The organism is Glycomyces sp. TRM65418, assembly GCF_019710475.1.
In the GTDB taxonomy this organism is placed as follows: Bacteria; Actinomycetota; Actinomycetes; order Mycobacteriales; family Micromonosporaceae; genus Glycomyces.
On the sequence record NZ_JAJFAX010000013.1, the window covers coordinates 41,022 to 56,048 of the forward strand.

Annotated in this window: 12 protein-coding genes; 2 read left to right on the forward strand and 10 right to left on the reverse strand. The window is 71.8% G+C overall.

Annotated features, from left to right (window positions below):
* Window positions 1-178 precede the first annotated feature (178 nt).
* Together K3N28_RS21230 and K3N28_RS21235 are read right to left on the reverse strand one after the other, a co-directional pair.
* The gene (locus tag K3N28_RS21230) at window positions 179-1,366 is read right to left on the reverse strand and encodes an FAD-dependent monooxygenase (protein WP_228094760.1); all 1,188 of its coding nucleotides are present in this window, start codon (window positions 1,364-1,366) and stop codon (window positions 179-181) included.
* The gene (locus tag K3N28_RS21235) at window positions 1,363-2,757 is read right to left on the reverse strand and encodes an MFS transporter (RefSeq protein ID WP_228094761.1); all 1,395 of its coding nucleotides are present in this window, start codon (window positions 2,755-2,757) and stop codon (window positions 1,363-1,365) included. Before K3N28_RS21235 ends, K3N28_RS21230 begins: the two co-directional genes overlap by 4 nt.
* A 221-nt stretch (window positions 2,758-2,978) precedes the next feature.
* Between K3N28_RS21235 and K3N28_RS21240 the strand changes: the two genes are divergently transcribed.
* Window positions 2,979-3,611, forward strand: a complete 633-nt coding sequence (locus K3N28_RS21240; protein ID WP_228094762.1) for a TetR/AcrR family transcriptional regulator — start codon at window positions 2,979-2,981, stop codon at window positions 3,609-3,611.
* A 294-nt stretch (window positions 3,612-3,905) separates the two neighbouring features.
* Here the strand turns inward: K3N28_RS21240 and K3N28_RS21245 are convergent, their stop codons facing one another.
* The 7 genes from K3N28_RS21245 to K3N28_RS21275 form a co-directional block, all read right to left on the reverse strand.
* The gene (locus tag K3N28_RS21245; protein WP_228094763.1) at window positions 3,906-4,367 is read right to left on the reverse strand and encodes a hypothetical protein; all 462 of its coding nucleotides are present in this window, start codon (window positions 4,365-4,367) and stop codon (window positions 3,906-3,908) included.
* A 17-nt stretch (window positions 4,368-4,384) separates the two neighbouring features.
* Complete coding sequence (locus tag K3N28_RS21250) at window positions 4,385-4,903, reverse strand: EndoU domain-containing protein (protein WP_228094764.1); 519 nt, start codon at window positions 4,901-4,903, stop codon at window positions 4,385-4,387.
* Between the two features lie 12 nt (window positions 4,904-4,915).
* Window positions 4,916-5,410 carry a hypothetical protein gene (locus K3N28_RS21255; RefSeq protein ID WP_228094765.1) on the reverse strand — a complete coding sequence of 165 codons (495 nt, stop codon included), beginning with the start codon at window positions 5,408-5,410 and terminating at the stop codon, window positions 4,916-4,918.
* On the reverse strand, window positions 5,410-5,742 hold the full coding sequence (locus K3N28_RS21260) for a WXG100 family type VII secretion target (RefSeq protein WP_228094766.1): 333 nt from the start codon (window positions 5,740-5,742) through the stop codon (window positions 5,410-5,412). Before K3N28_RS21260 ends, K3N28_RS21255 begins: the two co-directional genes overlap by 1 nt.
* On the reverse strand, window positions 5,742-6,170 hold the full coding sequence (locus K3N28_RS21265; RefSeq protein ID WP_228094767.1) for a YbaB/EbfC family nucleoid-associated protein: 429 nt from the start codon (window positions 6,168-6,170) through the stop codon (window positions 5,742-5,744). Before K3N28_RS21265 ends, K3N28_RS21260 begins: the two co-directional genes overlap by 1 nt.
* Window positions 6,171-6,350: 180 nt before the next feature.
* Window positions 6,351-9,068 carry a LuxR C-terminal-related transcriptional regulator gene (locus tag K3N28_RS21270; RefSeq protein ID WP_228094768.1) on the reverse strand — a complete coding sequence of 906 codons (2,718 nt, stop codon included), beginning with the start codon at window positions 9,066-9,068 and terminating at the stop codon, window positions 6,351-6,353.
* Between the two features lie 90 nt (window positions 9,069-9,158).
* Window positions 9,159-12,365: a BTAD domain-containing putative transcriptional regulator gene (locus K3N28_RS21275; protein WP_228094769.1), complete on the reverse strand. Its 3,207-nt coding sequence runs from the start codon at window positions 12,363-12,365 to the stop codon at window positions 9,159-9,161.
* A 118-nt stretch (window positions 12,366-12,483) separates the two neighbouring features.
* Between K3N28_RS21275 and K3N28_RS21280 the strand changes: the two genes are divergently transcribed.
* Window positions 12,484-12,789 (forward strand): hypothetical protein, encoded by a 306-nt coding sequence (locus tag K3N28_RS21280; protein WP_228094770.1) that lies wholly within the window; start codon window positions 12,484-12,486, stop codon window positions 12,787-12,789.
* A gap of 175 nt (window positions 12,790-12,964) precedes the next feature.
* Here the strand turns inward: K3N28_RS21280 and K3N28_RS21285 are convergent, their stop codons facing one another.
* Window positions 12,965-14,893 carry a BTAD domain-containing putative transcriptional regulator gene (locus tag K3N28_RS21285; RefSeq protein ID WP_228094771.1) on the reverse strand — a complete coding sequence of 643 codons (1,929 nt, stop codon included), beginning with the start codon at window positions 14,891-14,893 and terminating at the stop codon, window positions 12,965-12,967.
* Window positions 14,894-15,027: the final 134 nt, after the last annotated feature.

A 15,027-nucleotide genomic window follows, 5' to 3' on the forward strand; every position in this document is an offset into this window, starting at 1 on the left:
AAGGCGCGGTCGCAGCGGCTCGTCCGGGCACACGGATGAAGGCCCCTGACCTGGGCGTACGAGTTCCCGACCGGCGCCGCTTTCGGACATGGCGATGGGCCCCGACCTGTCGGTCGGGGCCCATCGCCGCTCGTCCCGGTGCCTTCCGGGTCCAGCGACTCTGCGGTCCTTTAGGGACTTACCGGGGTTCGGGCAGCGTCAGGGCCGCATATGCCGGTCGTGTTGGCGGGGCCGGCATGGTGACGAGGTTGCGGAGCCTGGTGTTGCGTTCCTCAAGGGCTCGCGCGGTCGTGGGGAAGAGTCCCGCACTGCCGTGGTCGACCAGGGCCTGGTTCGCGGCCACGAACGCCCGGGTGTCGCGTTCGTAGGCGGCGAAGGCCTCGGTGTGGTTCCGGTTCGCGGCCAGGGAATGCGCGAGCATATAGGCGCCGACCAGGGCGAGGCTCGAGCCTTGCCCGGTCAGGAACGAGGGGGCGTACGCGGCGTCCCCGACGAGTGCGACCCGGCCGTCCGACCAGGTGGGCATGCGGATCTGGCCGACCGTGTCGGAGAACAGGTCGTCCGCCTCTCGCATGGCGTCGATGATGTCGGGGACCTTCCATCCGGCGCCTGCGAAGGCCTCGGCGATCCAGTCCGCCTGCGCGTCGCGGTTCCCGAGGCCGTCGAGCGGCGGTTCGGGTCGGTGAACGTTCAGGAAGGCGTGCAGTTCATCGTCGTTCTCCCCGGTGGCGTAGAGCGCCGCGGCCTTGCCGGGGGTGTTCCACAGCATGAGCTCGCGGGAGAGCCCGAGGATGTTGGGCATGGTGCACACGGCGAAGCAGTAGCCGAGGTAGCGGTGGAACCGGGTCTCGGGACCGAACAGGATCCCCCGGGTGCGCGAGTGCATGCCGTCGGCGCCGACGACCAGGTCGAACGTGCGCTGATCGCCGCTGCGGAACGCGATGTCGACCCCGTGTTCGGATTGATCGAGACTGTCGATGGAGTCGTCGAACAGGAACTCCACATCGTCGCGGACCACCGCGTAGAGGATCGCCGTCAGGTCCCCGCGAGCCACTTCGAGGTCCCGTCCCTCGACGCTTCCGGCAAGGGCGTGGGGGCGGACCGAGGCCACTTCGCCGCCGTCGGCGTCGAGGAAGGTGAGCCGCTGCGAGTCGATGTGCGCCTCCTGCAGCCGCGACAGGATCCCCATTCGGCTCGCCACCGCTACCGCGGTCCCCCGCACGTCGATCGGGTAGCCGCCGCCGCGCGGTGCGCTCGCCTTCTCCACTACGGTGACCGCGAATCCGTGCCGGTGCAGCCAGTACGCCAGCGCGGGTCCGGCGATGCTGGCGCCGGAGATCAGGACCGTGCCTCTCGAAGTGCTCATACCTGGGTTCCTTTCTTCATGACGCGAACGACGAGCAGTGACAGTGCGGCGATGGCGCCGGCGATGACGAAGCCGGAGGTGAAGGCCGATTCGGTCGGCAGGTCCGTCGCCGTGTCGGTTCCGGTTTCGAGGATCACCCCGGCGACCTGAGCGCCCAAGGCGACGCCGACCACCCGGGTCACGACGAGCAGGCTCGTGGCGATGCCGGTGTCCTTGGCCGCCACAGCGGTGGCAGTGCTGGCGAGCAGCGCCGTGGCGCTGACGCTGACGGCGAACCCGGTCAGCGCCCTCACGACGATCAGTTGCCAGGTCGCGTCGTGCAGCACGGCGAGCGCGATCAGGGCGGTCGCCGTGACGACGGCGCCCGCGGTGATCACGGCACGTGGACCGAAACGCCGCGAAGCGATCCCGGCGACCGTTCCGGCCGCCACCCCGGCGATGGTCGCGGGGAGCAGGAACAGTCCGATGTCGCTTGAGCTGGCCCCGAATCCGTAGCCCTCGGCGGAGACCGAGAACAGCTGCGGGACGAGGTACACCGTCATCCCGAAACCGAGGCTCATGAGCAGCGTGACCACACAGGAGCTCCACATGGCGGGGGTCGCCAGCATGCGCAGATCGACCATCGGCGAGGAGACCCGGCGTTCGACCGCGACCCAGCCGGTCGCGAGGGCGGCCACGCCTATGGTGACGGCGCCGACCGCGAGCGGTGGCAGGCCGCCGCTCGTCACCGCCATGAACCCGAGCACGAGCGCGACCAGTGTGGCGCTCAGGAGGATCACGCCGAGCCAGTCGATCCTGGAGCCCGACTCGGCCGGCGGGTCGTTCGGCATCATCCAGGCCACGGTCAACGTCGCCGCGATGATCGCGATCGTCGGGATCGCGAACATCCAATGTCGCGACAGCCCTTCCGCGATCGGCCCGGCGATCAGCATGCCGACCAGGCTGCCGCCTGTGAACAGGCCGCTGACGATCCCGACGGCCACCTGCGTCTGGCCCGGCGGGAGGTGCTTGCGCACCAGGATGAACGAGAGCGGCAGCGCGCCCACCATCGCGCCCTGCAGGACCTGGCCGAGCAGCAGCACCGGCAGGTTCGGCGCCACGCTGGAGCACAGGCCGCCGACCGAGACCACCGTCATCAAGACGACCAGGACTCGCTTGCCGCCGTAGCGGTCGCCGAGCTTCCCGGCGATGGGCGCGACGACCGCGCCGGTGATGAGGAGGGTGATGAAGATGAGGGAGCCTTCGGCGGGGCCGATGCCGAGATCGCGTTGCAGCAGCGGGAGTGAAGGTTCGACCACCGCCTGCAGGGTGCCGAGGGAGAGGGCCAGGATGCCGAGGGCACCGATCGCCGGTTTCCCGGTGCGGACAGGGGCCTCCAGGGTGACTGTCATAGACGTCCTTTTCGTCGTTGGTCCCGAGCGGGGAGCGCGGACTTCGCCCGTGGTGGAGCGCCGCGCTGCGTCCGCCGCTTCCGGGCGCCGTCTGCGCATCGCCGGTGAGGATCCGACGACCGTTTCGCGCCGGTCCCCATTTGATTTCACACTACACGGTGTAGTGTTGCTCCGTGGTCCACCGATCGGGGGCCATGCCCGAGATCCGTTAGGATCTGCCTATGCCGACAGAGAAGACGCTGCGTGCGGGGTCCGCACAGAAGAGGTCCGCCATCCTCTCGTCGGCTCGCGAGTTGTTCCTCACAGAGGGCTTCGACCGAACGAGCGTCGACGCGATAGCCGCGCATGCCGGGGTGTCCAAGCGGACGGTCTACGACTACTTCGGCGACAAGCAGACCCTGCTGCACGCGGTCTTCGACGCCGTGGGCCAGTCACTGCTGGCCACGATCCGGCACACCCTCGAGGACACGCTCGACAGCCTCGCCGACCCCGCCGAACTGGAGCCCGCCCTGGTCGCGTTCTCGCTGCGGATCACGACCGACATGCTCGACTCCGTGGAGTACACCGCGCTGCAACGGTTCGTCCGGACCGCCTCCGGCCACCTGCCCCACCCGGACGACCGCGCGCTGACGAACGCGCCCGAGGAGGCCATGGGCGAACGGTTCGCCGCGCTCGCCGAGGCCGGGCTGCTCGAGGTCCCCGACCCACGGCTCGCGGCCGACCACTTCATCGCGCTGACCTTCGGTGTCACGCTCAGCAGGCTCGGTTCGGCCAACGCCGCGAAGGACTCCCGTGTTCGACCGCTCATCGTCGAGGGAGTGCGGGCGTTCCTCCGGGCGTACCGGACCGGATGACGATGCCGCCGGGGTGCCGCGCCGACCTGTCGGATCACGCGTGGAAACAGCAGCGACCGCCGGCTCTTGCGACGGTCACGCCAACGCATCGTGTCAGCGGCGCGGTGTTCACGCACCGCTTCAACCGGGCTGAGGATGCGGCGGCGGCCCGGCATTCGAGGACGGTCCTGCCGACGGCGGTCGGCGGAGTCCCGTTCGATTGCGAATCGAGTCACGAAGCCGACATCGACTTAGAGGGCGGCGATCGTCAGTCCGCGCCTTCGCCGCCCAGGTCCTTCCTTCTCCGGCCCGGCCTCAAGCCGGTCCGTGCTCGGGGATGCCGAGTCGGCCCCGGTAGGGGTGGCGGCGGTTCCAGGACTCCTCCCACTGGAGGAGGTCGGCCTGCCATTCGGGCAGGTCGGGCCGGAACCGGCGTCTGACCTTCCGTTCGGGGAGACCCGTGAGGAAGCGCCAGAAGTCCTCGATGGCTTCGCGCGCCTGACCGAGGTCGTATACCGCCTCAGGGTCGTCGCCGTACTGGTGCTCGAGGTGCAGCGCGTCGGTGCCGAAATGCACCGACCAGCCTTCGCCGCCCCATTCCTCGGTCTGCGCCTGGCCTTTCAGCGCGTCGTCGACGAGTTCGAGCGCGTCGAGGCAGCCTTTGAAGTCGTGTCCGATGCCCGAAGCGAGCCAGGCGGCCAATTGCCGGTACCTGGAAGGCGCGTCCACTGCGACGGGACCGAAGAAGTCGTCATCCCTGAAAGTGAGCAGCGGCATCCGGGTTCACCATTCTCCTATTGCTTCTTGGACGGCCAGCCGTGGGAGTAGCCTCCCGGCTTCGACGTGTCATAGAATCCCTCGATGACGATACCATTGGCCCGTCCGACCCATTTGTTCGGATCAGTCGGGTGCGGTGAGCTGCCGCCGAACGCCTTTCCGATGGAATTGTCGATCTTCTCCGGCGACCAGTCATCGGGGAAGAATGTGGAGCTGCCGCCTTTCTTTCCCTTCCACGGCGGCACTCGCGACGAATCGTAGAACTCCGGCTCGGCCTCATAGACGCCGTTGCCGATGTCCTTTCGGGAATTGGGCTTGATGCGGCGTCCCGGCATGTCGCTGCCGCCGGGCCTGGCATGGTATCCGGATCCGAAGTTCTTGCCGCGGTTCTCGTGCCCTTGGAGCACGTGCCGGGCCCCCCACCCGTCCATGCGGCTCGGGTTGCCGGGGAGTGACTTGTTCCGCGGGTTCTCGGCCTTCTTGATGAAGTCGAGCGCGGCGCGGATCAGCTTGTTGCCACCCGATTTCTTCGCCATCGTTCGCCCTGTCTACGCTTCCATCAATTTGAAGATCGCCTCTTGGATGAGGTTCCCGACGACGGTGCGGGCGAGCTGCTGGAAGATGGGGACCTGCAGCAGCGAGGCGCCGAAGGTCACCGCGGCCTGGGCGATGGCGATGGCGATCTGCACGGCCAGGATGACCAGCTGCACGATCACCATGATCTTCAGGACCAGCACGATGATCGAGCAGATGATGAGGCCGACGCCGCCGATCATCGCGCCGATGGACCCGCTGTCGAGGATGCTCGCGGGCCCGTCCTCGCTTTCCCACCAGGTCTTGAAGGCGTCGATGTCCTTGCCGATCTGGTCGGTCCAGGCCTGCGCGGCGTTGCCGCCCGCCTCCCCGGCGATCTCCGACAGCTCTGAGCCGAAGTCCATCCACACCTGGCCGAAGTCCATGAGGTTGTCCTCGTTCGACTGCGGCCAGTCGAAACCGAGGACGCCCAGCAGGCCGGCGAGTTCGGAGGGGAGCATGATCGCCATCAGGAGCCGCCTCCCAGGTCGCTGCTGAGCCGGGTGAAGATCTGCGCGATCTCGTCGTCGGCGGCCAGGTGCTGGGCGGCGAAGTCGCGGACGTCGAACCCCGCGTCGGCCATCGACTGGGCCGCCTCCGCGAAGCATTCCTTGGCCCACTCGAAGACCTCGGTGTGCGCCTGCTCGATCAGGCCGCCGATCTCATCGCCGCCGCACGCCTCGCCGACGCCTTCGATGCTCGAGGCGAACCGGTCGACGGCGGCGAAGAACCGCTCGGCGGTCCCTTCGATGCTCTGCCCCGCCCGGTCGAGTTCGTCGGGGTCGATCTGGATCCCCGCCATCAGTTCACGCCTTTGCTCTCGGCCGCGGCGCGCACGATCCGCGCGTGCGAGTCCGCCAGCGTGGACATGAACGAGCTGAGCTGCTGCACCGACTGCTGCTGGATCTCCTCGACCTTCTCGTTGAGCGCGTCGAGGTCGACGGCACCGGGAAGGCCGGCCTGCTCGCGAGCCTTGTCGAGGGCGGCGTTGACGCCGATGGTGATCTCCTCGGCGAGTTCCGCGCTGCCCAGGCGCATCGCGCGGGGGTTGTCGATGGTGACGGTCACCTTGCCCGCCAGTGTCGCTTCGACCCGCACCATGCCCTTCGCCGCTTCCACCTCGACGGTGCTGTTCCCCGCCTCCTCTTGCGCCCGTTGGCCGTCCTTGGCGACCTGTAGGGCCTGCTCAAGCGCACCGATGATGCCGGACTGATCGGCGGGGGAACTCATGCGGACTCCTCGGGAATGCGTCGCCTCGGGGGAATGCCAAGGGTCCCATAACGATAGCAACGCCCCGCAAATCACAGGTACGGCGAAGGCGGGTACGCCGCGCGGTACGCGCCGGGCACGGCCCGCGCCGCAGGGCCCGCCTCCGCAGCTCAGGGGACGCGGTTCGCGGCGGTGCGCCGGTCAGTGGAGCAGGTTGAGGTCTCGGGCGCGCCGGAGGGCTTCGGTTCGGCTGGAGACGCCGAGTTTGGTGTAGATGTGGCTCATGTGCTTCTTGACGGTGTCGAGGGTGACCGTCAGGTGTTCGGCTATCTGCTGGTTGCGTCGGCCCTCGGCGACCAGGGTGAGGACTTCGAGTTCGCGGTTGGTCAAGGTGTCGCTTCGCCGGCCGGAGGTTCGGGTTTCGGGAAAGGCCCGGAGGAGTTCGGCGGCGTAGGCCCGCAGTCGCGGGGAGAGCGCGTCGGCGTGGCCGCGGGTCCGCACTCGCACCGCACCGCGCAGCAGGTCGGCCATCGGCCGGCCTTCGTCGACGAAGACGCGGACGTGACCTTCGCACTCGGCGAGTTCCAGCGCGGCGGACAACGCGCGAAGCGCGCCGTCCTGGTCGCCGTCGGCCTTGGCCGCCATCGCCTCGAGGACGCGGACCTCGATCACGGTGACGACGCGGTGCCCGAATTCGGCGTCCTCGCCGAGCCGTGCCAGGAGGCGCCGGGCCGGTGCGGGTTCGCCCTCGGCGAGCAGCACGCGCGCGTACACCAGGTAGTCTCGTTCGTTCGCGAAGCAAACCGGGTCCTCACTGGACATTCCGCGCCGCCGCGCCCACGCCCGGGCGCGATCGGGCCGCCCCGCCGCCAGGTCCAGGCGGGCGCGCCCGGCCTCGACCGGCCAGACGTCCACGAGCCCGGCCGCCTGCCCGCAGGCCTCGTCCATGTGGCGCAAGGCGGCATCGACCTTCCCTTCGGCGAGTTCGAGCCAGGCGAGCAGATCGAGGCCGATCCACAGGTACCACGATTCCACGAGCTGCCGGGCCAGGTCGACCACCCGCACCGTCCGCTCCTTCGCCTCGGCGAGTTCGCCTCGCTCGTACAGCACCCGCGCGAGCTTGTACTGGAGGATGCACTCGAAGGCGCGAGAAGCGGTCCTGTTCCCCGCCGCCGACTCCAGCGCCTCCGCAACGGTCCGGGCGGCGTCGCCGAGCCGCCCCAGGTAATGCTGTGTCACTCCGAGCAGACGCAGCATCAGCAGTCGTTCGTCCGGACTGATCTCGGTCTCGGCGAGCAGGCCGAGTATCCCGCTTTCGGCGAGGTCCATACGGCCCTCGTGCCAGTGGGCCATCACGGTCATCAACCGCGCCCAGAACCGCGGCCCGTGCTCGTCGGATCCCAGGTGGCGCAGGGCCGTGGAGGCGTGACGGCGCTCGGCCTCGCCATCGCGCCGGACGCCGGCCATCTCGCCCCGCAGCAACGCGATGGCGGCCATCGGGTCGGCCACCGTGCCGCCGTGCGTCGGGTAGCGCCGCCCCGGTGCGGCGGCCGAGGCCGCTTCGGCCGAGCCGAGCAGCCGTTCCACTTCGTCGAACCGGTACCGATGCCATTCGATGGCCGCCTTCGCCAGGCACAGGCGTATGTCGCCCCGCACCACCGCATCCGGGAGGCGGCTCAGCCACTCGTCCACGTCCGCGAAGTCGCCCCCTTTGACGATCGCCGCCTCCAAGTGCGGGTCGACGAGTCGCACCACCCATGCCCAGTCCTGGATCGCCGCCGCGTGCCACACGGCCTGGCCGTCCAGCCCGTGGCGTTCGTACCATTCGCCGGCACGGCGGTGCAGCTCCGGCACGATCGACGGCGACTCCTGCTCCAATCGCGCCCGGAGCAGGTCGCGGAACAGCTGATGCAGGCGGTACCACCGCCGCTCGCCGTCCATCGGCTGCAGGAACAGGTTCGCGCACTCCAGTTCCTTGAGCAGCTCGGTCCCGCCGGTCCCCCCTGTGACGGCGTCGCACAGCGGTCCGGTCAGCTCCTCCAGCAGCGAGCAGCGCACCAGGAACGCGGTCACCCGGTCGCTCTGGCGCGCGAGGACCTCCTCGCTGAAGTAGTCGAACACGTGCCGGTGCGTCCCGGTGAAATCGTGGACGGCGGTGTCCGGGTCGGGATGGTCGCGGAGGGCCAGCGCCGCCAGCTGCAACCCGGCCGCCCAGCCCTCGGTCCGCTCGGCGAGGGCGGCCGCGGTCGCCTTCGAGGCCTGAAAGCCCCACGCCTCCTGCAGCAGCGGCGCCGACTCCTCGGCGGAGAAACGCAGGTCGGCGGCGCCGAGTTCGGTCAGCCGGCCGCTCACGCGGAGCCGGGACAGGGGCAGCGGCGGCTCGGTGCGTCCGGCGAGCACCACGCACGTCCGGGACGGCAGCCTGGTGAGCAGCAGGGCCATGGTCTCGTGCACCGTCTCGGACTCGATCAGATGGAAGTCGTCGAGCACCAGCACCAGGCCCCCGGGCATGCCTTCCAGCGCGTTCACGAGTGCGGCCACGATCTCGCCTTTGGCGAGGGGACCGGGCGTCTGCAGCAGCGGCTGCAGCGAGTCGGGCGTCTCGGGTTCCGCGGCGCGCCCCACCGCCACGGCCGCCAGTCGCCAGAAGCGGTCCTCGCGATCGTCCTCGGGGTCCAGTGAGATCCACGCGGTCCGTCCGCGCCGCCGCCGGGCCCAGTCGGCCAGCATCGTCGTCTTGCCGGAACCGGCGGGCGCCGACACCAGGATCAGCGAGCCCTGGACGCCCGCATCGAGTCGTTCGACGAGGCGGGGCCGGCGCAGGCTCGCGCCGCCGGCGGGCGGCACGCCGAACTTCGTGGCGGCCACGCCGTGCGACGACAGGTTCAGCACCATCCGCTCCAGGTCACCTCGGGACACCGCGTGCAGATCCGTGATCATGACGCGTAGGACCACAGGGTAGCCCGGGCGGGGCGCGGGAGGCGCGGCCTTAAAACGGGGCCGGTCGGGTCAGCGGCCGGAGACGCCCGGCGGGGCCGGTGCGCCTCCGAGCAGGATGCGGACGGCCGCGGCCTCGGGCATGGCCATCCGCTCGTACAGCGCGAGCGCCGTGCGCCAGTGCCGGTGAGCGGCCTCCGTCCGGCCCGATTCGCGGGCCACGAGTCCGAGCAGATGCGAGTTCAGCGCCTCGCCGACGGCGGAGCCGCAGGCCGCGTACATGTCGGCGGCGGTCTCGGCGAGTTCGGCGGCCTGCCGGAGCGAACCGCCGGTGAACCGGCCCCACGCCTGGAAGGTGGTGGCCAGCGACTGCTCGAGGGGGAGCACGGCGCTCGACGCGAGCGCGGCGGCCCGTGCCGCCTGCTGCGCGGCGGCCTCGGCCCGGCCGACCGAGACGTAGGTGGCGGCGAGGCCGATCCTGGCGCGGGCGTGGGGCCGGGCGAGATCGCCGGTGGACAGGTGCAGCGCCTGGTAGTAGTGGTCGATGGCCTCGCCGGGCGCGCCGGTGCGCAGCAGTGCCGTCCCCCAGGCGACGTGGATCGAGGCGCTCTCGGTGCCGTTGTCGAGCGCCAGTTCGTGGCCGCGGCGCGCGGCGTCCAGGGCGGCGCGGCCGTCGCCGCCGATCGACAGCACCAGGGACAGTTCACTGTAGACGTCGAGTTCGGGCAGGCGGTAGAAGGTGGCCGCCGCGAGCCGCCGCGCGGATTCCAGGTGGACGCGGGCCGCCTTGAGGTCGCCGCGCTGCTGGCACAGCGCTCCCAGTTCGAGCAGGCACACCATCTCCCCGTGCGTGGCGCCGTGGACGGCCGCCAGGTCCCGGGCCCGGGTGAGGTCCTCCTCCGCCGCTTCGAGGTGGCCGAGCCGCCGCCGACTGGTGGCGAGGCTGAACAGGGCGTTGGCGGCGGTCACCTCGTCGCCGCCGCTGCGGCTGCGCTCGAGCGCCCGGGTGAGCAGCGCGACGGCTTGGGCGGCGCGGCCGTGCTCGGTGTAGTCGTCGGCCAGGCCGATGAGGGCTCGTGCCTCTTCGACGGGGTCGCCCGATTCCCGGGCGAGCGCCACCGCCGCCTCGTCGAAGCGGGTCGCGGCCCCCAGGTCGCCGCGCAGGACGGCGGCCGTGCCGAGGTGCCGCGTCATGCGGGCGCGAACCTGGAGGTCGCCCCGTCGGCGGGCCGCCCGCTCGCCGGAGTCGGCGATCCGTTCGAGGCGGCGCCAGTCGCCGCCGAAGTAGCAGTAGGCGCGCATCGCGTCGGCCAGCCACCAGGCGGCCGGGTGCCCGCGGGTTTCGGCGATCCGCGACAGCGCCACCAGCTCGTCGGCCTCGGCGTCGAACCACGCGAGCGCGGCGTCGCGGCCGTCGAATCGGAGGGGCTCGGACACGCCCGGTTCGATCGGCGGGGCGGCGAGATTGCTCGCGGGCAGCTCCCCGGCCGCCCGATGGGCCGTCGCCGCGTACCAGTCCAGCATCCGCGCGGCGGCCGAGGCGAGGAACTCGGGGTCGTCCTCTTCGCGGGAACGGTCCCGGCCGTATTCGCGCAGCAGGTCGTGGAGCCGGTAGTGCCCGGGCCGGGGCCGCTGGAACAGCCCGGCCCGCTCCAGCGCCTCGACCGCTTCGCGGGCCCGCTCTTCGGTGACGTCCGCCAGCGCGGCGATCGCCGGGACGCTGATCGTCTCGGTTCCGGCCGCCGCCGTCAACCGGAACACGGTCCGGGCGCAGGCGGGCAGCGCCCGGTACGTCTCGTCGAACGCCGCCCGCACGCCGTCGACGGGGTCGTCGGGCGGCGCGTCGGCCGCGAGCGCGGCGCCCGCCATGCGAAGGGCGAGGGGGACGCCGCCGCAGCGGCGGGCCGCCGCCGCCACATCGGAGCGGTCGGCCGCGTCGGAGCCGGCGAGCGTCGCGAGCAGCGTCTCGGCCTCGTCGATGCCCAGCGCTCCCAGCGTGACCATGCGCGCGCCGTGGCTGACCGCGAGGCCGGTGAGATCGCCGCGACCGGTCACGACCACCGCGGATCCGGGTGCGCCGGGCAGCAGCGGCCGCACCTGGTCGACGTCGGCGGCGTCGTCGAGGACGAGCAGCACCCGGCGTCCGGCGAGGCGGTCGCGCAGCGCCGCCGAACGCGCGCAAGGCTCGGCGGGGATCTCGGCTCCGGGCATGCCCGAGGCCTGGAGCAGGTCGGCGGCCACCTCGTGCGCGCCCCGGGGATCGGTCGCCCCGCCGAGCGAGGCGAACCACTGGCCGTCGGGGAGGACCTCGCCCAGGCGGTGGCCGAGCTTGACGGCCAGCGCCGTCTTCCCGATCCCGGGCGGGCCGGAGACGGCGACGATCGGCACCCGCGCCTCGCCGCCGGACTCCAGCAGCGCGGCCAGCTCGTCCAGCAGGCCGGTGCGGCCGACGAAGTCGGGAAGGTCGAGCGGCAGCTGCCTGCGGACGCGCCAGCCGGCGAGCGGATCGGCGATCCGGCGGCTCGGCCCGCCGAGCCGCGGATCGCTCACGAGGATCGCCTCGTGCAGTTCGCGGAGCCGCTCGCCCGGGTCGAGGCCGTGCTCGTCGGCGAGCAGCCGGGACACGCGGCGATAGGCGCCGAGCGCTTCCGCCTGGCGTCCGTCTCGGTGCAACGCGAGCATCAGGTGCGCCCACGGCTCCTCCCGGAGCGGGTGGGCCGCGACGAGCGCTCGCAGTTCGGGGACCAGCTCGCCGCCCAGCCCGGCCGCGAGGTCGGCCTCGATGCGGCGCCGACGCACCGCGAGCACCTCCTCGGCGACCCCCTCGATGAGATCGTCCAGGGGTCCGCCGGCGAGTTCCGGGAGGACGGGTCCGCGGCACAGGTCGAGGGCCTGCCGCAGCAGCTCGACCGAGCACTCCGGCGTGGGGGCGCGATCGGCGCGCGCGACGAGGCTCCGGAACCCGTCGAGGTCGCGGGCGGTGGTCGCGAGCCGGTATCCACTGGGGACGGTCTCCAGGCCGCTGTCGTTCTCGCCGAGTTTGCGGCGCAGCCGCCAGACGCAGGTGTGCAGTGCGGCTCGGGGGCGCTCGGGCAGGCGGTCGCGCCAGAGCCGGTCGATGAGCTCGTCGGCGTCGACCACTTGGCCGGCGCGCAGCAGGAGCGTCGCCAGCAGCAGGCGTTCGCGTTCGGCGCCGATCGCCACCGGGGCCTTGTCGCGGTGCACGAGCAGCGGCCCGAGGATGGCGAACGAGGGGGCGGTTCCGGTCGTTGGGGGCATGGTCCGATATTGGACCCGCTGCGCCAGTTCGGCGTCACCCCTTGGTGGAACATCCCGTGTAAGCGAGCGGTGAGCCGAAGGCGAGCGGCGTGTAAGCGGCCGTGAATACGGTGGCCGCATGACAGTGAAGACGACCAGTTCGCCGATTCGGCGCACCTCCGCAGCATTCATCCGCATCATGGCCGCCGGTTCGCTGGCGGCGGGAATCGCCGTGGCCGCCTTCGCGGCCCCGGCCCAGGCCGGCGACGACTCGGACGGGACCCGCGTGACCGTGACCGATCCCGACGGGACTCGGGTGACGGGCGAGAACCCGGACGGCACCCGCGTCACGGGCGACGACACCGACGGGACCCGCGTGACCGGTGACCGCGACCTGCAGACCGACCCGGACGGCACCCGCGTCACCAGCAGGGACTGGAGCTGACGAGTCGGGCCGGCAGGGCCGGCCAGGTCGTTGGGATGAACACGTCGTCCGCTGCGGGCTCACCCGCCGCTAGACGATGACGTCGTCGTGAGCGATGCGGCGTGTTCAGAGGGCGTCCGGCGTACCCCCGCCGGACGCCTTTGCCATGTCCTCCGAGGATCGGACTTCGCGGCGGTCAATGATCGGCGGCGCCTTGAGCCTCCCGCCTCCACAGACCGGCCGCGCGGACCAGCGTCGGCTGCGCATCCGACCGGGCGTCCGGACCGGTCCCGTTGTGCCGGCCCGGCCGCCGAGCCATGGACGATGAGCGCTCGCGCTCGTCCGTCTCCGCGGCGAGCTCGGCGGCGTACACGCGCAGCAGGCCGTGCAGCTCGTACCGGCCCGGCCGGGAACGGCGCAGCAGGCTGTGGTCGACGAGCGTCTCCAAGAGTCGGAGGGCGACCGGCGGTGACGTCCTGCCGAGAACGGCCGCGGCCTCCACGTCGACTCCGGGTCCGGGCGCGGTGCCGAGCGCCCGGAACATCGCGGCCGCCTGATCGGGCAGCGCCCGGTACGACCATGAGAAGACGCTCCGGACGTCATCGGCGCCGCCGACCCCCTCCCCGAGCGCGTCGAGGCGCGCGGTCTCGTCGCGGGCCTGTTCGACCAGCGCCGGCAGGGGGATGCCGGTGTTGCGGACCCGCTCGGCGGCCAGTGCGACGGCCAGCGGCAGGTGGCCGCACAGGTCGGCGAGTTCGGCGATCGTGCCGGAGCGTCCCGCGACCGCCTCGGCGCCGAGGGTCCGCCGCAGGAGCGCGGCCGATTCGGTCGGCGCGAAGGGGCCGAGTTCCATCAGGCACGCGCCTTCGCGCAGCCGCAGGCTGCGGAGCCGGTTGCGGCTGGTGACCAGGACCAGGCCGTCGGCGCCGGGCAGGAGCGACCGCACCTGGTCGGCGTCGCGGGCGTCGTCGAGCACCAGGAGAACGCGCCGACCGGCCAACGCCGTGCGAAGCGCCGCCGACCGCCCCTCGGTGTCGGACGGGATCTGCTGCGGCGGCGTACCGAGTGACAGCAGCAGCGCCATGAGCGCGGCGTCCGTCGCCAACGGCTCGCTCGGGCGGTGGCCCCGCAGGTGCAGATAGAGCTGGCCGTCGGGGAACCGCTCGGCGACGCGGTGCGCCCAGTGGACGGCCAGTGAGGTCTTGCCGACGCCGGCGGGGCCGCTGACGACCGCGATGGGGACGGGCGGGCGGCCTGCTTCGCCACCGGTCTCGAGGAGCCGGTCGAGGTCCGCCAGCCGTTCGGCGCGGCCGGTGAACCGGGCGATGTCGGTGGGCAGTTGTCGTGGAGCCGGGACGCTGACCAGGACGTCGGTGCGGACCGGGACGGGCTCGGGCCCCTCCGCGGGACGCAGGACCGCTCGGTGGACCCGTTGCAGTTCGGCGCCGGGGTCCACGCCGAGCCGGTCGGCGAGCAGCGTCCGGATGCGCTGGTACGCGCCGAGGGCTTCGGCTTGGCGCCCGGATCGGTGCAACGCGAGCATCAGTCGCGACCACAGGAACTCGCGGAGCGGATGCCGGGTCGTGAGGTCGTGCAGTTCGGCGACGAGTTCGGCGTGGCCGCCCGCCTCCAGGATCAGGTCGACGCGCCGCTCGATCACGCGCAGGCGCTCCTCCATCAGCGACGGCACGTGCGCGAGCACCAGCGACTCGGCTTCGATGTCGGCCAAGGGCTCGCCGCGCCAGAGGTCGAGCGCCCGGTCGAGCAATGCCAGTTCGGCGGCCCCGTCGACGCGGTTCGACTCCGCGACCAGGGCGCGGAACCGGTGGACGTCGACGGCCTCGGGCGGCAGGGCCAAGGTGTACTCACCGGCCGAGGCGCGGACCGTCTCGGTGCCGATCACCTGGCGCAGGCGGTTGACGGCGGTGTGCAGGCGGTGCCGCGCGGACGAGAAGTCCTCGCCCCAGACGTGCGTGGCGAGCGTGGTGCTGCGGACCGGCTTCCCGACCGCGAGGGCGAGGGCGGCGAGGACCGCGCGTCGGCGCTGCCCCTCGACGGCCCTCGGCATGCCGTCGACGGTGACCTGGAAGGGACCCAGGAGTCCGATTCGGATCGTCGCTGTCATCGCGCTCCCTTCCCTCGGTTCGCGCCGCTCGCACGGAGAACGGTGCGGCACGCGAACGGCCCGATCTTCTGAGCGCCCTGCCGCCGGGTGTTCGGCGCGGACGGTCGGTCAACGCTATCCACGGGGCCCGGACC